Origin of the sequence: Oceanicella actignis (assembly GCF_008124525.1) — a bacterium.
GTDB lineage: Bacteria > Pseudomonadota > Alphaproteobacteria > Rhodobacterales > Rhodobacteraceae > Oceanicella > Oceanicella actignis.
Genome location: NZ_VNHJ01000002.1, coordinates 136,810 through 157,558, shown reverse-complemented (window position 1 = coordinate 157,558; position 20,749 = coordinate 136,810). Strand labels below are relative to the sequence as shown.

The window sequence follows — 20,749 nt, the reverse complement described above, 5'->3', positions numbered from 1 at the left end:
CCGTTCTCGGACAATGCGTCGTTCGATCGCCGCCCCACAACACCGTAATCGCGGGCAAAGTCAAGCGTGGACAGGCTTCGCGCCGCCCGCGGGGGCGCGCTTACCCTGCGTCGTCGAGCAGATCGCGCAGCTCGTAGAGCAGCTCGAGCGCCTGGCGCGGCGTCATGTCGTCGGGCGAAAGCTCGCGCAGGCGCCGCTCAACCTGCGAGGGCGCGCGCGCCGGCGCCGGGGCGGGCGCCGGGCGGGCCGCCGAGAACAGCGGCAGATCGTCCGCCAGCGCCCGCACGCGCTCGCCCCCCTCGCGGCGGTCGCCGCGCTCGAGCGCCTCGAGCACCTCGCGCGCGCGGGCGATCACCGCCTCGGGCAGGCCGGCCAGCCGCGCCACCTGCACGCCGTAGGACCGGTCGGCGGCGCCCGGGCGCACCTCGTGCAGGAAGATCACCTCGCCCTCCCACTCGCGCACCGCGACCGAGGCGTTGCGCAGGCCGGGCAGGCGGGCCGCCAGGGCGGTGAGCTCGTGATAATGGGTGGCGAAAAGCGTGCGGCAGCGGTTGACGTCGTGCAGATGCTCGAGCGTCGCCCAGGCGATGGACAGCCCGTCATAGGTCGAGGTGCCGCGCCCGATCTCGTCGAGGATGACCAGCGCGCGCGGGCCCGCCTGGTTGAGGATGGCGGCGGTCTCGACCATCTCGACCATGAAGGTCGAGCGCCCGCGCGCCAGATCGTCGGCCGCGCCGACGCGGCTGAACAGCTGATCGACGACGCCGATGCGCGCGCGCGCCGCCGGCACGAAGGCGCCCATCTGCGCCAGCACGGCGATGAGCGCGTTCTGCCGCAGGAAGGTGGACTTGCCCGCCATGTTCGGGCCGGTCAGAAGCCAGACGGGGCGGGCGTCGTCGCCCTCGGCGCTCAGGTCGCAGTCGTTGGGCACGAAGCTTTCGCCCGCGCGCCGCAGGGCCTGCTCGACGACCGGGTGGCGGCCGCCCTCGATCTCGAACTCGCGCCCCGGCAGGATCTGCGGGCGGGTCCAGTCCTCTTGCGCGGCAAGCTCGGCCAGCGCCGCCGACAGGTCGATCTCGGCCAGCGCGCGCGCGGCGGCGGCGATGGCGGGGGCGCGCTCGAGCACGGCGGCGCGCAGCTCCTGAAAGCGGCGCTGCTCGATCTCGAGCGCGCGGGCGCCGGCGTTGTGGATGCGCGTCTCCAGCTCGGACAGCTCGACGGTGGTGAAGCGCACCGCGTTGGCCAGCGTCTGGCGGTGGATGAAGGTCTGCGACAGCGGCTCGGACATCATCCGCGACGCGTGCGTGGCCGGGGTTTCGACGAAATAGCCGAGCACGTTGTTGTGCTTGATCTTGAGCGCGTTGATCCCGGTGCGCTCGACATAGCTTCCCTGCAGGCGGGCGATCACGCCGCGGCCCTCGTCGCGCAGGCTGCGCGCCTCGTCCAGCTCGGGGTCGAAGCCGGGCGCTATGAAGCCGCCGTCGCGCGCCATGAGCGGCGGCTCGGCGATCAGCGCGGCGTCCAGAAGGCCCACCAGCGCATCATGCCCGCACAGCGCCTCGAGCGCGCGGGCGATGCGCGCGGGCGCCTCGGCCCCCGACAGCGCCGCCGCCAGATCCTGGGCGCGGGCCAGCGCATCGCGGATCGCGGCCAGGTCGCGCGGCCCCCCGCGCTCGAGCGCAAGGCGCCCCAGCGCGCGCTCGATCTCGGGCGTCTTGCGCAGCGCCTCGCGGGCGGCGCCGGCAAGGTCGCGCCGGTCCAGGAACCAGTCCACGGCGTCGTGGCGCGCGGCGATCTCGTCGCGGTCGGTCGAAGGCGCCGCCAGCCGCGTCTCGAGCAGCCGCGCCCCCGCCCCCGTCACCGTGCGGTCGATGGCCGCCAGCAAAGAGCCCTCGCGCCGGCCCGACAGGGTGCGCGTCAGCTCGAGATTGCGGCGCGTCGCCGCATCCAGCCGCATGGCCCCGCCCGGCCCCTCGACCGCGGGCGGGCGGATCATGGGCAGCTTGCCGCGCTGGGTCAGCTCGACATAGGCCACCACCGCGCCCATCGCCGCCAGCTGCGGGCGGGCGAAGGCGCCGTAGGCGTCCAGCGCCTCGACCCCGAACAGGGCCTTGAGCCGCGCCTCGGCGCCGGCGCTGTCGAAGCTGGACCGGGGCAGCGGGGTCAGCACCGCCCCCGCCTCGCGCGCAAGCGAGCCCAGCGCCTCGTCGCCCGCCGCGGCCTCCGAGGCCAGCAGCTCGGACGGCGCCAGCCGCGCCAGCATCGGCCCCAGCGCCGGGCGCGGGCAGGCGGCGACGTGGAAATCGCCCGTCGAGACGTCGAGCCACGCCACCGCTCCCTCGCCGCGGATCTCGGCCCATGCGGCCAGGTAGTTGTGCGAGCGCGCGTCCAGCAGGCTGTCCTCGGTCAGCGTGCCGGGGGTGACCAGGCGCACCACGTCGCGCTTGACCACGGCCTTGTGGCCGCGCTTCTTCGCCTCGGCCGGATCCTCGAGCTGCTCGCACACCGCAACGCGGAAACCCTTGCGGATCAGGGTCTGCAGATAGCTTTCGGCCGAGTGATGCGGCACGCCGCACATCTCGATGTCGCGGCCCAGATGCTTGCCCCGCCGCGTCAGCGCGATGTCCAGCGCCGCGGCCGCCTGCACCGCGTCCTCGAAGAACAGCTCGTAGAAATCGCCCATCCGGTAGAACAGCAGCGCGTCGGGATAGCGCGACTTGATCTCCAGATACTGCGCCATCATCGGCGTGGCGCCGGCGACGTCGACGCCGCCCTGCGCCGGCTTGGTGTTGCTCCGGGTCATGTCCTGTCCGTCCGTCGGATCCCCAAGGGCGGATAGCATGGCGCGCGGCGCGACGGAACCGGCGCGAAAACTGCGCTTGCGGCCGCCTGCGCGGCGCGATAAACGAACAAAAACCGCGACCGTCGCGCAATAAAATTACCAACGGAGCCCAGATGACCGACCGCAACGCGCAGCTCGACAAGGAAGCCCTGGCCTTCCACCGCCTTCCCCGCCCCGGCAAGCTGCAGGTGTCGGCGTCCGTTCCCATGGCCACGCAGCGCGACCTGTCGCTGGCCTACTCGCCCGGAGTCGCGGCGCCGGTGCGCGCCATCGCGGCCGACCCGATGGCCAGCTACGAATACACCTCGCGCGGGAACATGGTCGCCGTCATCACCAACGGCACGGCCATCCTGGGCATGGGCAATCTGGGCGCGCTGGCCGCCAAGCCGGTGATGGAGGGCAAGGCCGCGCTGTTCAAGCGCTTCGCGGACGTCGACGCCATCGACCTCGAACTGGCCACCGAAGACCCCGACGCCTTCTGCGACGCGGTGCGGCTGCTGGCGCCCAGCTTCGGGGGCATCAACCTCGAGGACATCAAGGCGCCCGAGTGCTTCATCATCGAGCAGCGCCTGAAGGACGAGCTCGACATCCCCGTCTTTCACGACGACCAGCACGGCACGGCGGTGATCTGCGTCGCCGGCCTGATCAACGCCCTGCACCTGACGGGCAAGCGCATCGAGGACTGCAAGATCGTGGTCAACGGCGCCGGGGCGGCCGGCATCGCCTGCATCGAGCTGGTCAAGGCGCTGGGCGCCCGGCACGACAACTGCATCCTGTGCGACACGCGCGGGGTCATATATCGCGGCCGCGAGCAGGGCATGAACCAGTGGAAGGCCGCCCATGCGGCCGACACCGCCGACCGCACGCTCGAGGACGCCATGCGCGGCGCGGACGTGTTCCTGGGCGTGTCCGCCAAGGGAGCCGTGACCGCCGAGATGCTGCGCGCCATGGCGCCGAACCCGGTCATCTTCGCCATGGCCAATCCCGACCCCGAGATCACCCCCGAAGAGGCCCGCGCCGTGCGCGCCGACGCCATCGTCGCCACGGGGCGCTCGGACTATCCGAACCAGATCAACAACGTCCTCGGCTTTCCCTATCTGTTCCGCGGGGCGCTCGACATCCACGCCCGCTCGATCAACGAAGAGATGAAGCTGGCCGCCGCGCACGCCCTGGCCGATCTGGCGCGCCACGACGTGCCCGACGAGGTCGCCCTGGCCTACGGGCAGAAGCTCAGCTTCGGGCCCGACTACATCATCCCCACCCCGTTCGATCCGCGGCTGATCCATGTCGTGCCCATGGCCGTGGCGCGCGCGGGCATGGAAAGCGGCGCCGCCCGCCGCCCGATCGAGGACTGGGACGCCTACGAGCTGTCGCTCAAGGCGCGCATGGACCCCACCGCCTCGATCCTGCAGGCGCTGTTCGCCCGCGCGCGCGCGCGCCAGGCCCGCATCTGCTTCGCCGAGGGCGACGACGAGCGCGTGGTGCGCGCCGCCGTCGCCTTCGGCCGCGCCGGGCTGGGCAAGCCTGTCGTCGTCGGCCGCGAAGAGCAGGTGCGCGCCATTCTCGAATCCGCCGGCATGCCCGAGGCGTTCGACGAGCTCGAGATCGCCAACGCCGCCAACACGCCCCATCTCGCCCGCTACGAGGACTTCCTCTACCGCCGGCTTCAGCGCAAGGGCTTCGACGCGCGCGACTGCCACCGCCTGGCCTCGCGCGACCGGCACGTCTTCGCGGCGCTGATGACCGCGCACGGGCAGGTCGACGGCATGGTCACCGGCGCGACGCGCAAATCGGCCCATGCGCTGGACCTGATCGGCCACGTCTTCGACGTGCAGCCCAAATCGGGCGTGGTCGGCGTCACCGCCGCGATCATCAAGGGCCGCATGGTCCTGATCGCCGACACGCTGGTGCATGAATGGCCCGACGCCGAGGATCTTGCCGACATCGCCGAGGCGGCCGCGCGCACGGCCCGCCATCTGGGGCTGGAGCCGCGCGTGGCGTTCCTCAGCTTCTCGACCTTCGGCTATCCGGTGTCGGAACGCGCGACCAAGATGGCCGAGGCGCCCAAGGTTCTTGACGCGCGCGGCGTGGATTTCGAGCATGACGGCGAGATGACCGCCGACGTGGCGCTCAACGCGCAGGTCATGGCGCAATACCCCTTCTGCCGGCTGAGCGGCCCGGCCAACATCCTGGTCATGCCCGCGCGCCATTCGGCGTCGATCACGGTCAAGATGCTGCAGGAGCTTGGCGGCGCCACGGTGATCGGCCCGCTCCTGACGGGGATCGACCGCCAGGTGAAGCTGTGCTCGACCACGGCGACGGTGTCGGACGTGCTCAACATGGCGGTGATGGCGGCCTGCGAGGTGGGCTGAGCGCCCGCCCCGCGCCGCCCGCTCCCGCGCATGCGCGCCGCGGCCTCAGCCGGGGAAGGGGATCGGCCGCAGGTCCTTGCGCATGTAAAGCGGGTGGCGCGGCGCGCCGTCCCTGGTCAGGCCCAGGCAGAACAGCGCGCGCCCGTCGGCGCGCAGCGCCTCGACGGTCTCGCGCCCGTAATGGCGCAGGCGCGGGTGCAGCGCGCCGAAGGCCAGCATGATCAGATCGGCCTGCGCCGCCTGCTCGCGGATCACGTCCAGATTGACGGGGCTGCGCGGCGCCACGCCCTCGGCCAGCAGATCGGCCGGCCGCGTGGCGCGCCAGTCCATCACGTTCGTCTTCACGAAGCGGCGAAAGCCCCATGCGCGCGAGTAGTCCGACTCGCGCCGCACGGTGGGGTCGTCGACGTCGGCCTCGGCGGTCGAGGGGTTCATGCCGATCCACAGCGCCGTGCCCGCGCCGTCGGGATACTCGCGCGTCAGCAGGGGGCGATAGCGCCCGCAGGGCGAGAACACCGCCTCGCCCGTCACGTCGCCCGCAAGGCGCAGCCGCACCTTGCCGCCCGGATCGTGGCGGCGATGCGCGCTCATGCCGCCGCCCGCGGCGCGCGCCGCGCCGTCTGCGTCAGCAAGATGCCCGCCCCCGCCACCGCCACGCCCAGCGCGTCGCGCCAGCTCAGCGGCTCGGCCAGCATGACCGCGGCGATGAGCACGCCCAGGCCCGGGTTCAGGAAGTGAAAGCTCGCCGCCCCGACCGGACCGATGCGCTTGACCAGCAGGAACCAGACCACCGTCGCCAGAACGCCCGGGACCAGCGTCGTGTAGGCGAAGGCCGCCAGCATCGGCGCGGTCAGGCGCAGATCCGCCGCGCTTTCGAACGCCAGCGCGACCGGCGCCAGCGTCGCCGCGCCCGCCAGCATCTGCAGGCCGACGATCATCAGCACCCGGTTGCCCGGCGACACGCCCCGCACCAGCAGCGTCGCCGCCGCCAGCGCCGCCGCGGCCGCCAGGCACAGCGCCGCGCCCGCCAGGTCGGCCGCGCCCGAGGCGCGCGCGCCCATGACCAGCGCCACCCCCGCCACGCCCAGCGCCAGCCCCAGCGCCCCCGCCGGGCGCAGCCTCTCGCCCAGGAACAGCCAGCCGGCCAGCGCCACCATCAGCGGCATCAGGCTGGCGATCACCGCCGCCAGCCCCGCATCCACCCATGTCATGGCGTAGAAGTTCAGCCCCAGGTAAAGGCTGTTCTGGCAAACGCCGAACACGCCCACCAGCAGCCATTGCCGGCGCGTCAGGTCCATGCGCTGCCCCATCAGCGCCGCAAGCGCGCAGGCCAGCGCCCCCGAGATGAGGAAGCGCGCCGACAGCGCCATGAAGGGCGGCGCGTCGGCGACCACGAACTTGGCCGAGGTGAAGGCGCTGGACCACATCAGCGCGAAGGCCAGCCCCATGGCCAGCGCCACGGCGTCGAAGCGGCGTGCGGCGGAGGCGGCGGGGGTTGGGGTGGAGGGCGCGCTGCTCATGTCCGCTGTGTATCATTCCCGCACCGGCGCGCCAGCCCTGATTCGCGCCGCGGGCGCTTGCCGCGCCGATGCGCGCCGTTTTGTGATCACGCCGCTTTTTCGCGTGATCACAAAAGCCGCTTTTCCGGCCTTCGCGCCAAGGCGTCGTTGCGTCGCGGGGCGGAAACTGGATACAAGGCGTCGGTCGGCCGCGCCCGCGCGCACCCGGCGCCGACGCCGCGCGCGCCCCTCCGGGTCGCAGGCGGCGGCAACTCGGCCGGCCTGTCGGAACGCCTCGGAGGACGTCCAGGACATGAACATTCACGAATACCAGGCCAAGCAGCTCCTCAGGGAATACGGGGCGCCGGTGGCCGACGGCCGCGTCGTCACGCGCGCCGAAGAAGCCAAGACCGCCGCCGGCGAGCTTGACGGGCCGCTCTGGGTGGTCAAGGCCCAGATCCACGCCGGCGGACGCGGCAAGGGCCGCTTCAAGGAGCCGGACGCCGGCGACAAGGGCGGCGTGCGCCTTGCGCGTTCGGTCGAGGAGGCCGCCGAAGAGGCGCGCCGCATGCTCGGCCGCACGCTGGTGACCCACCAGACCGGCCCGGCGGGCAAGCAGGTCAACCGCATCTACATCGAGGAAGGCGCCGACATCGAGCGCGAGCTGTATCTGGCTCTGCTGGTGGACCGCGAGACCTCGCGCATCAGCTTCATCGCCTCGACCGAGGGCGGCATGGACATCGAGGAGGTCGCCGCCGCCACCCCCGAGAAGATCGTCACCTTCTCGGTCGATCCGGCGACGGGCGTGTCGGGCTTCCACGGCCGCAAGGTCGCCTTCGCGCTGGGCCTCAAGGGCCAGGCCTACAAGGACTGCGTCAAGCTGGCCGGCCAGCTTTACAAGCTGTTCGTCGAGAAGGACGTCAACCTGCTCGAGATCAACCCGCTGATCGTCATGACCGACGGCCGGCTGCGCTGCCTCGACTGCAAGATGAACTTCGACTCGAACGCGCTCTACCGCCATCCCGAGATCATGGCCCTGCGCGACGAGAGCGAAGAGGACCCCAAGGAGCTCGAGGCGTCGAAATACGACCTCAACTACATCGCGCTCGACGGCGAGATCGGCTGCATGGTCAACGGCGCCGGCCTGGCCATGGCGACGATGGACATCATCAAGCTCTATGGCGGCGAGCCGGCCAACTTCCTCGACGTGGGCGGCGGCGCCACCAAGGAGAAGGTCGCCGAGGCCTTCAAGATCATCACCTCGGACCCGAACGTGAAGGGCATCCTGGTGAACATCTTCGGCGGCATCATGCGCTGCGACGTCATCGCCGAGGGCATCGTCGCCGCGGTCAAGGAGGTCGGGCTGTCGGTGCCGCTGGTCGTCCGGCTCGAGGGCACGAACGTCGAGCTTGGCAAGAAGATCATCAACGAAAGCGGTCTGGACGTGATCGCGGCGGACAACCTGTCCGACGCGGCCGAGAAGATCGTGAAGGCGGTGAAAGCCGCGAAGGAGACGAACTGATGGCCGTCCTCGTCGATGAGAACACCAAGGTGATCTGCCAGGGCCTGACCGGCGCGCAGGGCACCTTCCACACCGAGCAGGCGATCGCCTACGGCACGAAGATGGTCGGCGGCGTGACGCCGGGCAAGGGCGGCAGCACCCATATCGGCCTGCCGGTCTTCGACACGGTGGCCGAGGCCGTGGCCGCCACCGGCGCCGACGCCACCGCCATCTACGTTCCGCCGCCCTTCGCGGCCGACGCGATCCTCGAGGCGATCGACGCCGAGATGCGGCTGATCGTGTGCATCACCGAGGGCATCCCGGTGCTGGACATGATGAAGGTCAAGCGGGCGCTGCAGGGCTCGAAATCGACGCTGATCGGCCCGAACTGCCCAGGCGTCATCACCCCAGACGCGTGCAAGATCGGCATCATGCCCGGCCATATCCACAAGCGCGGCAAGGTGGGCGTGGTGTCGCGCTCGGGCACGCTGACCTACGAGGCGGTCAAGCAGACCACCGACGTCGGCCTTGGCCAGTCCACCTGCGTGGGCATCGGCGGCGACCCGATCAAGGGGACCGAACATATCGACGTGCTCGAGTGGTTCCTGGCCGACGACGAGACCGAGGCCATCATCATGATCGGCGAGATTGGCGGCTCGGCCGAAGAGCAGGCGGCCCAGTTCATTGCCGACGAGCGCAAGCGCGGCCGCGCCAAGCCCATCGCCGGCTTCATCGCCGGGCGCACGGCCCCTCCGGGCCGGCGCATGGGCCATGCCGGCGCCATCATCGCCGGCGGCAAGGGCGGCGCCGAGGACAAGATCGAGGCGATGAAGTCGGCCGGCTTCGTCGTCGCCGACAGCCCCGCCGGGCTGGGCGAGGCGGTCCTCAAGGCGATGGGCCGCTAACCTTGCAGAAACCGGCGCGGCCCCACAAAGGGGCCGCGCTTCGCAATCGGCCGGAGCGCCCCCGGCAAGGGGTGATCCGGACAGCGCCGGGCGGGACGGCCCGCCGGGCATCAGCCAGGGAGCGAACGCTCAAGGCGTCTTCGCGCAGCGGAACATGACCGACCAGAGCCCCAACAAGGTCTTCCATTCGACTTCATTCCTGCAGGGCCACAACGCCGCTTTCGTCGAGCAGCTCTACGCCCGCTACGCGCAGGATCCCAACGCGGTGGACGAAAGCTGGCGCAGCTTCTTCAAGGCGCTCGGCGACGCCCCCGATCAGGTGACGCGCGAAGCCCGCGGCCCCTCGTGGCAGCGCGCCGACTGGCCGCCCGTCCCGCATGACGAGGTGACCGCCGCCCTGACCGGCGAGTGGGGCGAGGAGAAGACCCCCGCGAAGCTGACCGAGAAGCTCCAGGCCAAGGCGCAGGAAAAGGGCGCCAGCCTGACCGACGCGCAGACGCGCCAGGCGGTGCTCGATTCGATCCGCGCGCTGATGCTGATCCGCGCCTACCGCATCCGCGGCCATCTGATCGCCGATCTGGACCCGCTGGGCCTGCGCCGCGTCGAACCGCATCCCGAGCTGGACCCGCGCACCTACGGCTTCGACGAAGCCGACATGGACCGGCCGATCTTCATCGACAACGTGCTGGGGCTGGAAACCGCCACGCTGCGCGAGATCCTGGCCATCGTCCAGCGCACCTATTGCGGCACCTTCGCGCTGCAGTTCATGCACATCTCGAACCCCGAAGAGGCCGCCTGGCTCAAGGAGCGGATCGAGGGGCTGGGCAAGGAGATCGTCTTCACCAAGGAGGGGCGCAAGGCCATCCTCCAGAAGCTGGTCGAGGCCGAGGGCTTCGAGAAGTTCCTGCACGTCAAATACACCGGCACCAAGCGCTTCGGCCTTGACGGCGGCGAGTCGCTGGTCCCCGCGATGGAGCAGATCATCAAGCGCGGCGGCGCGCTGGGCGTGAAGGAAATCGTCATCGGCATGCCCCATCGCGGCCGCCTGTCGGTGCTGGCCAACGTGATGGGCAAGCCCTACCGCGCCATCTTCCACGAATTCCAGGGCGGCAGCTTCAAGCCCGACGACGTCGACGGCTCGGGCGACGTGAAATACCATCTCGGCGCCTCGTCGGACCGCGAGTTCGACGGCAACAAGGTGCACCTGTCGCTGACCGCCAACCCCTCGCATCTCGAGGCGGTGAACCCCGTCGTTCTGGGCAAGGTGCGCGCCAAGCAGGCGCAGCTGGGCGACGTCGAGCGCAAGCAGGTGCTGCCGGTGCTGCTGCATGGCGACGCGGCCTTCGCCGGGCAGGGCGTGGTGGCCGAGTGCTTCGGCCTGTCGGGGCTCAGGGGGCACCGCACGGGCGGCACCATCCACATCGTGGTCAACAACCAGATCGGCTTCACCACGGCGCCGCACAACTCGCGCTCGTCGCCCTACCCGACCGACATCGCGCTGATGGTCGAGGCGCCGATCTTCCACGTCAACGGCGACGACCCCGAGGCCGTGGTCCATGCCGCCAAGGTCGCGACCGAGTTCCGCCAGAAATTCGGCAAGGACGTGGTCATCGACATGTGGTGCTACCGGCGCTTCGGGCACAACGAGGGCGACGAGCCCATGTTCACCCAGCCGCTGATGTACAAGCGCATCAAGCAGCACAAGACCACGCTGCAGCTCTACACCGAGCGCCTGGTGCGCGACGGCCTGATCCCCGAGGGCGAGATCGAGGACGAGAAGGCGCGTTTCCAGGCCCTTCTGAACGACGAGTTCGAAGCCGCGAAATCCTACAAGCCCAACAAGGCCGACTGGCTTGACGGCCGCTGGAGCGGCATGGGCCCCGGCGCGGGCGAGTATCAGCGCGGCGAGACGGCCGTGCCGCTCGAGACGCTCAAGGAAGTGGGCATGGCGCTGACCCGCCTGCCCGAGAACTTCCACCCGCACCGAACCATCGTGCGCCTGCTCGAAAGCAAGCGCGAGATGATCGAGACGGGCGAGGGCGTGGACTGGGCCACCGCCGAGGCGCTGGCCTTCGGCACGCTTCTGCTCGAGGGCTTCCCCGTGCGCCTGTCCGGTCAGGACAGCACCCGCGGCACCTTCTCGCAGCGCCACTCGGCCATCATCGACCAGGAAACGGAAGAGCGCTGGTATCCGCTCAACCACATCCGCCCCGACCAGGCGCAGTTCGAGGTCGTGGACTCGATGCTGTCCGAATACGCGGTGCTGGGCTACGAATACGGCTACTCGCTGGCCGAGCCGCGCGCGCTGGTGGCCTGGGAGGCGCAGTTCGGCGACTTCGCCAACGGCGCGCAGATCATGATCGACCAGTTCATCAGCTCGGGCGAGCGCAAGTGGCTGCGCATGTCGGGCCTGGTCATGCTGCTGCCCCACGGCTACGAGGGTCAGGGCCCCGAGCATTCCTCGGCCCGGCTCGAGCGCTTCCTGCAGCTGTCGGCCGAAGACAACTGGATCGTCGCCAACTGCACCACGCCGGCGAACTACTTCCACATCCTGCGCCGTCAGCTGCACCGCACCTTCCGCAAGCCGCTGGTGCTGATGACGCCCAAGTCGCTGCTGCGTCACCGCCGCTGCGTCTCGTCGCTGGCCGACATGGCCGAGGGCTCGTCCTTCCACCGCGTCCTGCCCGACGACGCCGAGCTGGGCCGCTCGGAGCTCAAGCTCGCGCCCGACGAGAAGATCCGCAAGGTCGTGATCTGCTCGGGCAAGGTCTATTACGACCTGCTCGAGGCGCGCGACGAGCGCGGGCTCGAGGACGTGTATCTGCTGCGGCTCGAGCAGTTCTATCCCTTCCCCGCCATCTCGATGACCAAGGAGCTGTCGCGCTTCAAGAACGCCGAGATCGTGTGGTGCCAGGAAGAGCCCAAGAACCAGGGCGGCTGGTTCTTCGTCGAGCCGAACATCGAATGGGTGCTGGGCCGCATCGAGGCCCGTCACGCCCGCCCGAGCTATGCGGGCCGCGCGGCGTCGGCCTCGCCGGCGACGGGCCTCGCCACGAAACACAAGCAAGAGCAGGAAGCGCTCGTCAACGACGCGCTGGCCTGAGAGGAGCTGGACAAATGAGCGTAGAGGTCAGGGTTCCCACTCTGGGCGAATCCGTCACCGAGGCCACCGTCGCGACCTGGTTCAAGAAGCCGGGCGACCGCGTCGAGGCCGACGAGATGCTGTGCGAGCTGGAAACCGACAAGGTGACGGTCGAGGTGCCCTCGCCCGCCTCGGGCGTGCTCGCCGAGATCGTGGCGAAGGAAGGCGACACCGTGGGCGTGGACGCCCTGCTCGCCGTCGTCGACGAGGCCGCGGGCGCGGCCGCCAAGCCTGCGGCGCCGGCCCCCGCGGCCGCAGCGAAATCCGCCCCCGAGCCCGCCGCCAAGGAGGATGCGCGCATGGTTGACGTGATGGTTCCCGCGCTGGGCGAAAGCGTGACCGAGGCCACCGTCGCGACCTGGTTCAAGAAGCAGGGCGAGGCCGTGAGCGCCGACGAGATCCTGTGCGAGCTCGAGACCGACAAGGTGTCGGTCGAGGTTCCGGCCCCCGCCTCGGGCGTTCTGGCCGAGATCCTGGCCCCCGAAGGCGCGACCGTCGCCGCGGGCGGCAAACTGGCCGTGATCGCCGCCGGCGAGGGCGCCGCCGCGGCCCCGGCGCCCGCCGCGCAGGCCGAGGCGTCCGCCGCGCAGGCCGCCGCGTCGGGCGCGAAGGATGTCGAGGACGCGCCCTCGGCCAGGAAGCTGATGGCCGAGGCCGGCCTGACCCGCGATCAGGTTCAGGGCTCCGGCCGCGACGGCCGCGTGATGAAGGAGGACGTGCAGCGCGCCATCGCCGCCGCGGCCGCCGCGCCGGCCCAGGCCCCCGCGCCCTCGGCCGCGCCGCGCCCGCCCGTGGCGGCCTCGGACGCCGCGCGCGAAGAGCGCGTGCGCATGACGCGCCTGCGCCAGACCATCGCGCGCCGCCTCAAGGACGCCCAGAACACCGCCGCCATGCTGACCACCTACAACGAGGCGGACATGTCGGCGATCATGGAGCTGCGCAACGCCTACAAGGACCAGTTCGAGAAGAAGCACGGCGTCAAGCTGGGCTTCATGTCCTTCTTCGTGAAGGCGTGCGTGCACGCGCTCAAGGAAGTGCCCGAGGTCAATGCCGAGATCGACGGCCAGGACATCGTCTACAAGAACTACTACCACATGGGCGTCGCGGTGGGCACGCCCACCGGCCTTGTGGTGCCGGTGGTGCGCGACGCCGACCAGCTGAGCTTCGCGCAGATCGAGAAGAAGATCGCCGAGCTGGGCCGGCGCGCGCGCGACGGCAAGCTGTCGATGGCCGAGATGCAGGGCGGCACCTTCACCATCTCGAACGGCGGGGTCTACGGCTCGCTCATGTCCTCGCCCATCCTCAACCCGCCGCAGTCGGGCATTCTGGGCATGCACAAGATCCAGGACCGCCCCGTGGCCGTGAACGGCCAGGTGGTCATCCGCCCGATGATGTATCTGGCGCTCAGCTACGATCACCGCATCGTCGACGGCAAGGGGGCGGTCACCTTCCTCGTGCGCGTGAAGGAGGCGCTCGAGGATCCGCGCCGCCTGCTGATGGATCTTTGAGGTCCCGGGGGGCCGCCCGCCGCGGCCCCGCCTTCGCCTGACGGCCGGTCCGCCGGCCCACAACGGAGAGAACTCATGTCGGAATACGACGTCATCGTGATCGGCGGCGGCCCGGGCGGCTATGTCTGCGCGATCCGCGCGGCGCAGCTGGGCCTCAAGACCGCCTGCGTCGAAGGGCGCGGCGCGCTCGGGGGCACCTGCCTCAATGTCGGGTGCATCCCCTCCAAGGCGCTGCTGCACGCCTCCGAGATGGTGCACGAGGCCCAGAGCTCGTTCGCCAGGATGGGCATCGCGGCCAAGGACGTCTCGGTCGATCTGAAGAAGATGATGGACTACAAGAACGGCGTCGTCGCCTCGAACACCCAGGGCATCGAGTTCCTGTTCAAGAAGAACAAGGTCGACTACGTCCGCGGCTGGGGCCGCATCGTCGGCAAGGGTCAGGTCGCGGTCGACGGCGACAAGCCCGCGACGCTGTCCGCCCGCAACATCGTCATCGCCACGGGCTCCGAGGTCGCCGTCCCGCCCTTCGCCAAGATCGACGAGAAGCGCGTGCTGTCCTCGACCGGCGCGCTGGAGCTGACCAAGGTTCCCAAGCGCCTGGTCGTGATCGGCGCCGGCGTGATCGGGCTCGAGCTCGGCTCGGTCTGGAAGCGCCTGGGCGCCGAGGTGACGGTGGTCGAGTATCTTGACCAGATCACCCCCGGCATGGACGGCGAGGTCTGCAAGCAGCTGCAGAAGATCCTCAAGAAGCAGGGTCTGAACTTCATCCTCGGCGCGGCGGTGCAGTCGGTGGACGCCAGCGGCAAGGAGGTCAAGGTCGCCTACAAGCTGCGCAAGGACGACAGCGCGCATGAGCTGGCCTGCGACGCCGTTCTGGTGGCCACGGGGCGCAAGCCCTACACCGCCGGGCTGGGGCTTGAGGAAGCGGGCGTGGCGCTGGACGAGCGCGGCCGCGTGGCGGTGGATTCGCATTTCCGCACCTCGCTCGAGGGCTGCTATGCGATCGGCGACGTCATCGCCGGGCCGATGCTGGCCCACAAGGCCGAGGACGAGGGCTACGCCGTGGCCGAGATCATCGCCGGCAAGGCGGGGCATGTGAATTACGGCGTGATCCCCTCGGTGATCTACACCGCGCCCGAAGTCGCCGCCGTCGGCAAGACCGAAGAGCAGCTCAAGGAAGAGGGCCGCGCCTACAAGGTCGGCAAGTTCCCCTTCATGGGCAACGGCCGCGCCAAGGCCAACTTCGCCACCGACGGTTTCGTCAAGCTTCTGGCCGACGCCGAGACCGACCGCATTCTGGGCGCGCACATCATCGGCCCGGCGGCGGGCGACCTGATCCACGAGATCTGCGTCGCGATGGAGTTCGGCGCGGCGGCCGAGGACGTGGCCCGCACCTGCCACGCGCACCCGACCTTCTCGGAAGCGGTGCGCGAGGCCGCGCTCGCCTGCGGCGACGGCGCGATCCACGCCTGAGCGCGCCGCGGCCGACGCCCCATCGCCCGCCGGTCCCGCGCCGGCGGGCGATGTCGTTGCGGCCTTGCCGCGCCGAGGGGGACGGAACCCGGCCTCGGGATCGCCCGCGCACGGGCACGCGACGACCGCCCCGACCCGCGCGGCCCCCGAAGGCGCGCGGGCTCGGCAGCCCCCCGCACGGGCCGGCCGACGCGCCGGAAGCTCGGCCGGGCGCCTGGCCCGAAAACCCCGATCGCCGCCAGGGCGCGGCGCGCGACGCGCCGGCCGTTTTCAGGCGAGGCGGGCCCATCGCCGATGGCCCTGGCCAGACCCGTCGGCCGTTGCCGATACGGGCCGCGAGCGGCGGCGAAAGCGGCGCCGCCCGGCGCGCAGGCATGAAGCGAGGCCGCCGCCCCCGGATCTTCGGCGGGCGCGCGATCATCGCACGGGCGCCGGGCCCCCGCCTCTGTCGCCCCTGCCGCCATGCGAAACGCCCGCCGGCGCGGGGCCGGCGGGCGCGTCAGGGCGGGGCTGGCGGGGGGTCAGAGCGAGGCGTCCAGCGCCGCCACGATGGCGTCGCCCATCTGCGAGGTGCTGGCGGGCGTTCCGCCCTCTTTCTGCATCAGGTCGGCGGTGCGCACGCCGTCGTCCAGAACCTTCTCGACCGCCTTTTCCAGCCGCGTGGCCTCCTCGCCCAGATCGAACGAGTAGCGCAGCGCCATGGCGAAGCTGAGGATGCAGGCGCAGGGATTGGCCTTGCCCTGGCCGGCGATGTCGGGCGCCGAGCCATGCACCGGCTCATACAGCGCCTTGGGCCGGCCGTTGGCCATGGGCGCCCCCAGGCTGGCCGAGGGCAGCATCCCCAGCGAGCCGGTCAGCATGGCGGCGCAGTCGGACAGGATGTCGCCGAACAGGTTGTCGGTCACGATCACGTCGAACTGCTTGGGCCAGCGCACCAGCTGCATGGCGCCGGCGTCGGCATACATGTGGCTCAGCTCGACGTCCGGGTATTCGTTGTCGTGCACCCACTGGACCTCTTCGCGCCAGAGAATGCCCGACTCCATGACGTTGGCCTTCTCCATCGAGCAGACCCGGTTGTTGCGCCGGCGCGCCAGCTCGAAGGCCGAGCGCGCCACGCGCCGGATCTCTTCGGTGGTGTAGCGCTGGGTGTTGATGCCGACGCGCGAGCCGTCGGGCAGCGTCTGGATCCCGCGCGGCTCGCCGAAATAGATGCCCGAGGTCAGCTCGCGCACGATCATGATGTCGAGCCCCGCGACGATCTCGGGCTTGAGGGACGAGAAATCGGCCAGCGCGTCGAAGCACTGCGCCGGGCGCAGGTTGGCGTAAAGGTCCATCTCCTTGCGCAGGCGCAGCAGGCCGCGCTCGGGCTTCACCGAGAAGTCCAGCGAATCGTATTTCGGGCCGCCCACCGCGCCCAGCAGCACCGCGTCCACGGACTGCGCCTTGGCCATGGTCTCGTCCGTCAGGGGCGTGCCGTGGGCGTCATAGGCCGCGCCGCCCACCAGATCCTCCTCGACGTCGAAGACGATGCCCCGCTTGGCGCCGAACCAGTCGATGACCTTGCGCACCTCGGCCATGACCTCGGGGCCGATGCCGTCGCCGGGCAGGATCAGAAGTGAGGGGTTGGACATGTCGCGCTCCCTGAAATTGCGTTCCGCCCAGCGCGTAGCCCCCAAGCGGCCCGCGGTCAAGGCGCCCGCTCAGGGCCGCGGCGACGCGCCGGCGCCGGGCGCGAGCAGATCGACCCACACAAGGCGGTGGTCCGAGCTGGCCGGGCGCCGTCCGCCCTTGACCAGCCGCGCCAGCGGATCGTGCGGCGCGGGCCAGAACACCCCCGCCCCCGCAACCCGCAGCCCCGCCGCCGGCAGCACATAGTCCACGCGCAGGTTGCCCGGCCCGCCCTTGTCGCGCCAATCGGCGGTGTCGAAGGCCGGATCGCCCCGGTGGCGCGCGTTCTCGCCCCCCTGCGCCGCGGCGGCGGCGGCCGCGCCGGGGCTGGCGGGGCGCGGGTCCTGCACCAGCGGCGAGGCCAGGAGCGCCCGTATGGGATCGCGCCGCGCCTCGCCGTCCTGGGGATCGGCGTTGAGATCGCCCATGATGACGAAGGCCGCGCCCGCCGGCAGCCCCCCCGCGACGCCCGCATCGTCGACGATCCAGTCGGCGCCGGCCAGGTAGTCGAGCCAGAAGCGGATCTCGTCGTGATTGCGGCGGCCGTTGCGGTCCTCGGGCCCGTCGAAGACCGGCGGCGTGGGGTGGCTGGCCAGGATCCGCAGCTCGACGCCGCCGGGCAGCATCGCCGGCACGTCCCAATGCGACTTCGAGGACAGCCGCAGCGCCGGCGCCGCCGGACCGTAATGCGCGACCGGCAAGAGCGAGTCGGGCATCTGCGCCCATTTCAGCAGCCGGAAGCTGCGCGCGCGCGCCGCGTCGATGGGAAAACGGCTGAGCAGCGCCATGCCATACTGGCCGGGGAAGGCGCCCCAGCCGAAGGCGTCGCCCGGCCCCGTCGCGACGCCGTCGCCGTCAAGGTCAAGGCCCGAGGGCTCGCCCGCATTGACGGGGGCCGAGAACAGGTGCGGATAGTCCACGCCCGGCAGCCCGTCGGCCGGCCTGCGCAAGACATCGGCCAGCGCGCGCAGGGCCAGGCCCTCGGGGTCGTGATCCAGCTCGTTGATGAGCAGGATGTCGGGGCGCACGCGGCGGATGATCTCGGCCACGGCGCGCGGCTGGGGATCGCGCCCCTGGGCGATCGCCTTCCACGCCAGCCCCGGCCCGCGCCGCGAGAGCGAGGCGTTGAACGTCGCCACGCGGATGGCCCCCGCGGCGGGCGGCGGCGGCCACGCGCCCGCCTGCTCGGCCGCCGCGGCCGCGGGCAAGGCGGCAAGTCGGCACGCCGCGGCCAGGGCGGCCCCGGCGACGAAGGCGCGCCGCCCGATCATTCGCGCGCCCTGCGGACCAGAAGCGCGATCTTCAGGATGATCGCGCCGCGCAGCACCGTCAGCGGCGGCGCCGCGCCCCACAGCGCCGCGGCCCAGACCAACGCCAGCGGCTCGCGCAGCGCGGCCGGGTCCAGCAGGCCGCCCGCCTTGGAGGCCACGATCAGCATCAGATAGGGCGCGGCCAGCCCGGCCAGCGTCACGAGGACGCTCAGCCGCAGCAGGCGGCGCTCGAGATCGCGCCCATAGGCGGTTTCAAGCGTGGGCATGTTGAACCACAGATTGAAGGTCTCGCGCTCCATTGGCCAGGGAAAGATCCACAGCAGCGCGCCGAAGAACGCCGCGCCGATGACCCCGGTCAAGAAGCCCAGCGCCGCCGCGCCGCGCAGCGCTTCGGCCTGCCGCGGCGCGGCGGGATCGGCCAGCAGCTCGACCGCCAGGCGCACCGGGCTGAGCGGAAAGTCCAGCAAGGCGCCCAGCCGCAGCGCCAGCCGCGCCAGCTCGGGCGAGAACGAGTCCACCCCCGCCAGCGCGCGCGCATAGAAGGTCAGCAGCAGCAGCGCGGCCGAGAACACCGCGAAGCGCGCGCGGTTGTAGGGCGGCGCGAAGCGGAAATCGACCAGCCCCGGATTCGGCGCGCCATATTCGAACATGACGAAGGCGCCCGCGATGAGGCCGATGATGGCGCTGACCTCGCGGGCGCTGGCCGATGCGCCGGGAATCAGAAGAGAGGGCGCCGCGATGACGAGCGCGACGAGAAGCGCACGGATCAAGGCTCCGGGCAGCCTTCTCATCGCGCCCTCCTCATCCCGGAGTTGCGGCGCCCACAGGCATGATCAGCTCGCCGCGCGCAGCCAGGGGCGCTCGGCGGCCATGCGCGCCTCGTAGGCGTCGATGCGGTCCACCTTGGCCATGGTCAGGCCGATGTCGTCCAGACCGTTGAGCAGGCAGTGCTTGCGGAACGGATCGATGTCGAAGCGGATCTCGCCGCCGTCGGGGCCGGTGATGGTCTGCGACTCGAGATCCACGGTGACCACGGCGTTGGCGCCGCGGCGGGCGTCGTCCATCAGCTTGTCCACGTCCTCCTGCGGCAGGACGACGGGCAGGATGCCGTTCTTGAAGCAGTTGTTGTAGAAGATGTCGGCGAAGCTGGGGGCGATGATGCAGCGGATGCCGAAATCGGCGATCGCCCAGGGCGCATGCTCGCGCGACGAGCCGCAGCCGAAATTCTCGCCCGTCACCAGGATCTTCGCCTCGCGATAGGCGGGCTGGTTCAGGACGAAATCGGGGATCTCGCGGCCGTTCTCGTCATAACGCATCTCGTCGAACAGGTGCTTGCCCAGCCCCGTGCGCTTGATGGTCTTGAGGAACTGCTTGGGGATGATCATGTCGGTGTCGACATTGATCAGCGGCAGCGGCGCTGCGACGCCGGTCAGCTTGACGAACTTTTCCATGGGCGGCTCCGTTGGATTTCAACTTCTGGTAAACCACGCGGCCATGCGCGACGCAAGGCGCGGGGCCGACATGCCGAAGGCCCCGCGCAACGCGCGGGGCCTTGCGACGCGGTCTTGAGGGCGCGTCTCAGGCCAGCGAGGGCTCGATCGACTTGCAGGCCGCGACCAGGCCGCGGACGGCCTCGACGGACTTGTCCAGCATGGCCTGCTCTTCCTTGTTGAGCTTGATCTCGACGATCTTCTCGATGCCGCCGGCGCCGATCACCGTGGGCACGCCCACATAGATGCCGTCGAGGCCGTAGGGGCCGTCCACATGGGCCGCGCAGGGCAGCACGCGCTTCTGATCCTTCAGATAGGCCTCGGCCATGGCCACCGCCGAGGCGGCCGGCGCGTAGAAGGCCGAGCCGGTCTTGAGCAGGCCGACGATCTCGGCGCCGCCGTCGCGGGTGCGCTGGACGATGGCGTCGAGCTTCTCGCGCGTGGTCCAGCCCATTTCGACCAGGTCGGGCAGCGGAATGCCGGCCACGGTCGAGTAGCGCGTCAGCGGCACCATGGTGTCGCCATGGCCGCCCAGCACGAAGGCGGTGACGTCCTTGACCGAGACGCCGAACTCCTCGGCCAGGAAGTAGCGGAAGCGCGCCGAGTCGAGCACGCCGGCCATGCCGCAAACCTTCTCGTGCGGCAGGCCCGAGAACTCGCGCAGCGCCCACACCATGGCGTCGAGCGGGTTGGTGATGCAGATGACGAAGGCGTTCGGCGCGTGGGCTTTGATGCCCTCGCCCACCGCCTTCATGACCTTGAGGTTGATGCCCAGCAGGTCGTCGCGGCTCATGCCCGGCTTGCGCGGCACGCCGGCGGTGACGATGCACACATCCGCGCCGGCGATGGCGGCATAGTCGTTCGCGCCCTTGAAGGCGGCGTCGAAGCCGTCGACGGGCGAGCTTTCGGCGATGTCGAGCGCCTTGCCCCGCGGCACGCCCTCGGCGATGTCGAACAGCACGACGTCGCCCAGCTCCTTGAGGCCGATGAGATGGGCCAGCGTGCCCCCGATCTGGCCGGCGCCGATCAGCGCGATCTTGGCTCTGGACATCTTGTCACTCTCCGCAATTGGTGGATT

General features: G+C 70.8%; 14 protein-coding genes. 6 read left to right on the top strand and 8 right to left on the bottom strand.

Annotated elements, in window-relative coordinates:
• Positions 1-100: 100 nt before the first annotated feature.
• Positions 101-2,803, bottom strand: coding sequence for a DNA mismatch repair protein MutS (mutS, locus tag LY05_RS03420; protein ID WP_249041844.1), 2,703 nt, complete (start codon positions 2,801-2,803; stop codon positions 101-103).
• Positions 2,804-2,955: 152 nt separating this feature from the next.
• Between mutS and LY05_RS03415 the strand changes: the two genes are divergently transcribed.
• A complete protein-coding gene (locus tag LY05_RS03415; protein ID WP_148922110.1) occupies positions 2,956-5,214 on the top strand; it encodes an NADP-dependent malic enzyme in 2,259 nt (752 codons plus the stop codon).
• A 45-nt stretch (positions 5,215-5,259) separates the two neighbouring features.
• Here LY05_RS03415 and LY05_RS03410 read toward each other — a convergent pair whose 3' ends face one another.
• Both LY05_RS03410 and LY05_RS03405 read right to left on the bottom strand, forming a co-directional pair.
• Complete coding sequence (locus LY05_RS03410) at positions 5,260-5,805, bottom strand: DUF1643 domain-containing protein (protein WP_083581226.1); 546 nt, start codon at positions 5,803-5,805, stop codon at positions 5,260-5,262.
• Positions 5,802-6,734, bottom strand: coding sequence for a DMT family transporter (locus tag LY05_RS03405; RefSeq protein ID WP_148922109.1), 933 nt, complete (start codon positions 6,732-6,734; stop codon positions 5,802-5,804). Before LY05_RS03405 ends, LY05_RS03410 begins: the two co-directional genes overlap by 4 nt.
• A 292-nt stretch (positions 6,735-7,026) precedes the next feature.
• On the opposite strand from LY05_RS03405, the gene sucC reads away from it, so the two are divergent.
• The 5 genes from sucC (at position 7,027) to lpdA (ending at position 15,242) form a co-directional block, all read left to right on the top strand.
• On the top strand, positions 7,027-8,235 hold the full coding sequence (gene sucC / locus LY05_RS03400; RefSeq protein WP_072746919.1) for an ADP-forming succinate--CoA ligase subunit beta: 1,209 nt from the start codon (positions 7,027-7,029) through the stop codon (positions 8,233-8,235).
• Positions 8,235-9,119: a succinate--CoA ligase subunit alpha gene (sucD, locus tag LY05_RS03395; protein WP_072746920.1), complete on the top strand. Its 885-nt coding sequence runs from the start codon at positions 8,235-8,237 to the stop codon at positions 9,117-9,119. Before sucC ends, sucD begins: the two co-directional genes overlap by 1 nt.
• A gap of 154 nt (positions 9,120-9,273) precedes the next feature.
• Positions 9,274-12,222 carry a 2-oxoglutarate dehydrogenase E1 component gene (locus LY05_RS03390; RefSeq protein ID WP_072746921.1) on the top strand — a complete coding sequence of 983 codons (2,949 nt, stop codon included), beginning with the start codon at positions 9,274-9,276 and terminating at the stop codon, positions 12,220-12,222.
• 14 nt (positions 12,223-12,236) lie between these two features.
• Positions 12,237-13,769, top strand: a complete 1,533-nt coding sequence (odhB, locus tag LY05_RS03385; RefSeq protein WP_148922108.1) for a 2-oxoglutarate dehydrogenase complex dihydrolipoyllysine-residue succinyltransferase — start codon at positions 12,237-12,239, stop codon at positions 13,767-13,769.
• A gap of 75 nt (positions 13,770-13,844) precedes the next feature.
• A complete protein-coding gene (gene lpdA, locus LY05_RS03380; RefSeq protein WP_148922107.1) occupies positions 13,845-15,242 on the top strand; it encodes a dihydrolipoyl dehydrogenase in 1,398 nt (465 codons plus the stop codon).
• Positions 15,243-15,763: 521 nt separating this feature from the next.
• Here the strand turns inward: lpdA and leuB are convergent.
• From leuB to mdh, 5 genes are all read right to left on the bottom strand, one after another.
• Positions 15,764-16,873 (bottom strand): 3-isopropylmalate dehydrogenase, encoded by a 1,110-nt coding sequence (gene leuB, locus LY05_RS03375; RefSeq protein WP_148922106.1) that lies wholly within the window; start codon positions 16,871-16,873, stop codon positions 15,764-15,766.
• 69 nt (positions 16,874-16,942) lie between these two features.
• A complete protein-coding gene (locus tag LY05_RS03370; RefSeq protein ID WP_148922105.1) occupies positions 16,943-18,181 on the bottom strand; it encodes an endonuclease/exonuclease/phosphatase family protein in 1,239 nt (412 codons plus the stop codon).
• The gene (locus tag LY05_RS03365) at positions 18,178-18,951 is read right to left on the bottom strand and encodes a hypothetical protein (protein WP_148922104.1); all 774 of its coding nucleotides are present in this window, start codon (positions 18,949-18,951) and stop codon (positions 18,178-18,180) included. Before LY05_RS03365 ends, LY05_RS03370 begins: the two co-directional genes overlap by 4 nt.
• A gap of 63 nt (positions 18,952-19,014) precedes the next feature.
• Positions 19,015-19,632 carry a 3-isopropylmalate dehydratase small subunit gene (gene leuD / locus LY05_RS03360; protein WP_072746927.1) on the bottom strand — a complete coding sequence of 206 codons (618 nt, stop codon included), beginning with the start codon at positions 19,630-19,632 and terminating at the stop codon, positions 19,015-19,017.
• Between the two features lie 127 nt (positions 19,633-19,759).
• Entirely contained in the window at positions 19,760-20,722 is a 963-nt protein-coding gene (gene mdh, locus LY05_RS03355; protein WP_148922103.1) for a malate dehydrogenase, read from the bottom strand.
• Positions 20,723-20,749: the final 27 nt, after the last annotated feature.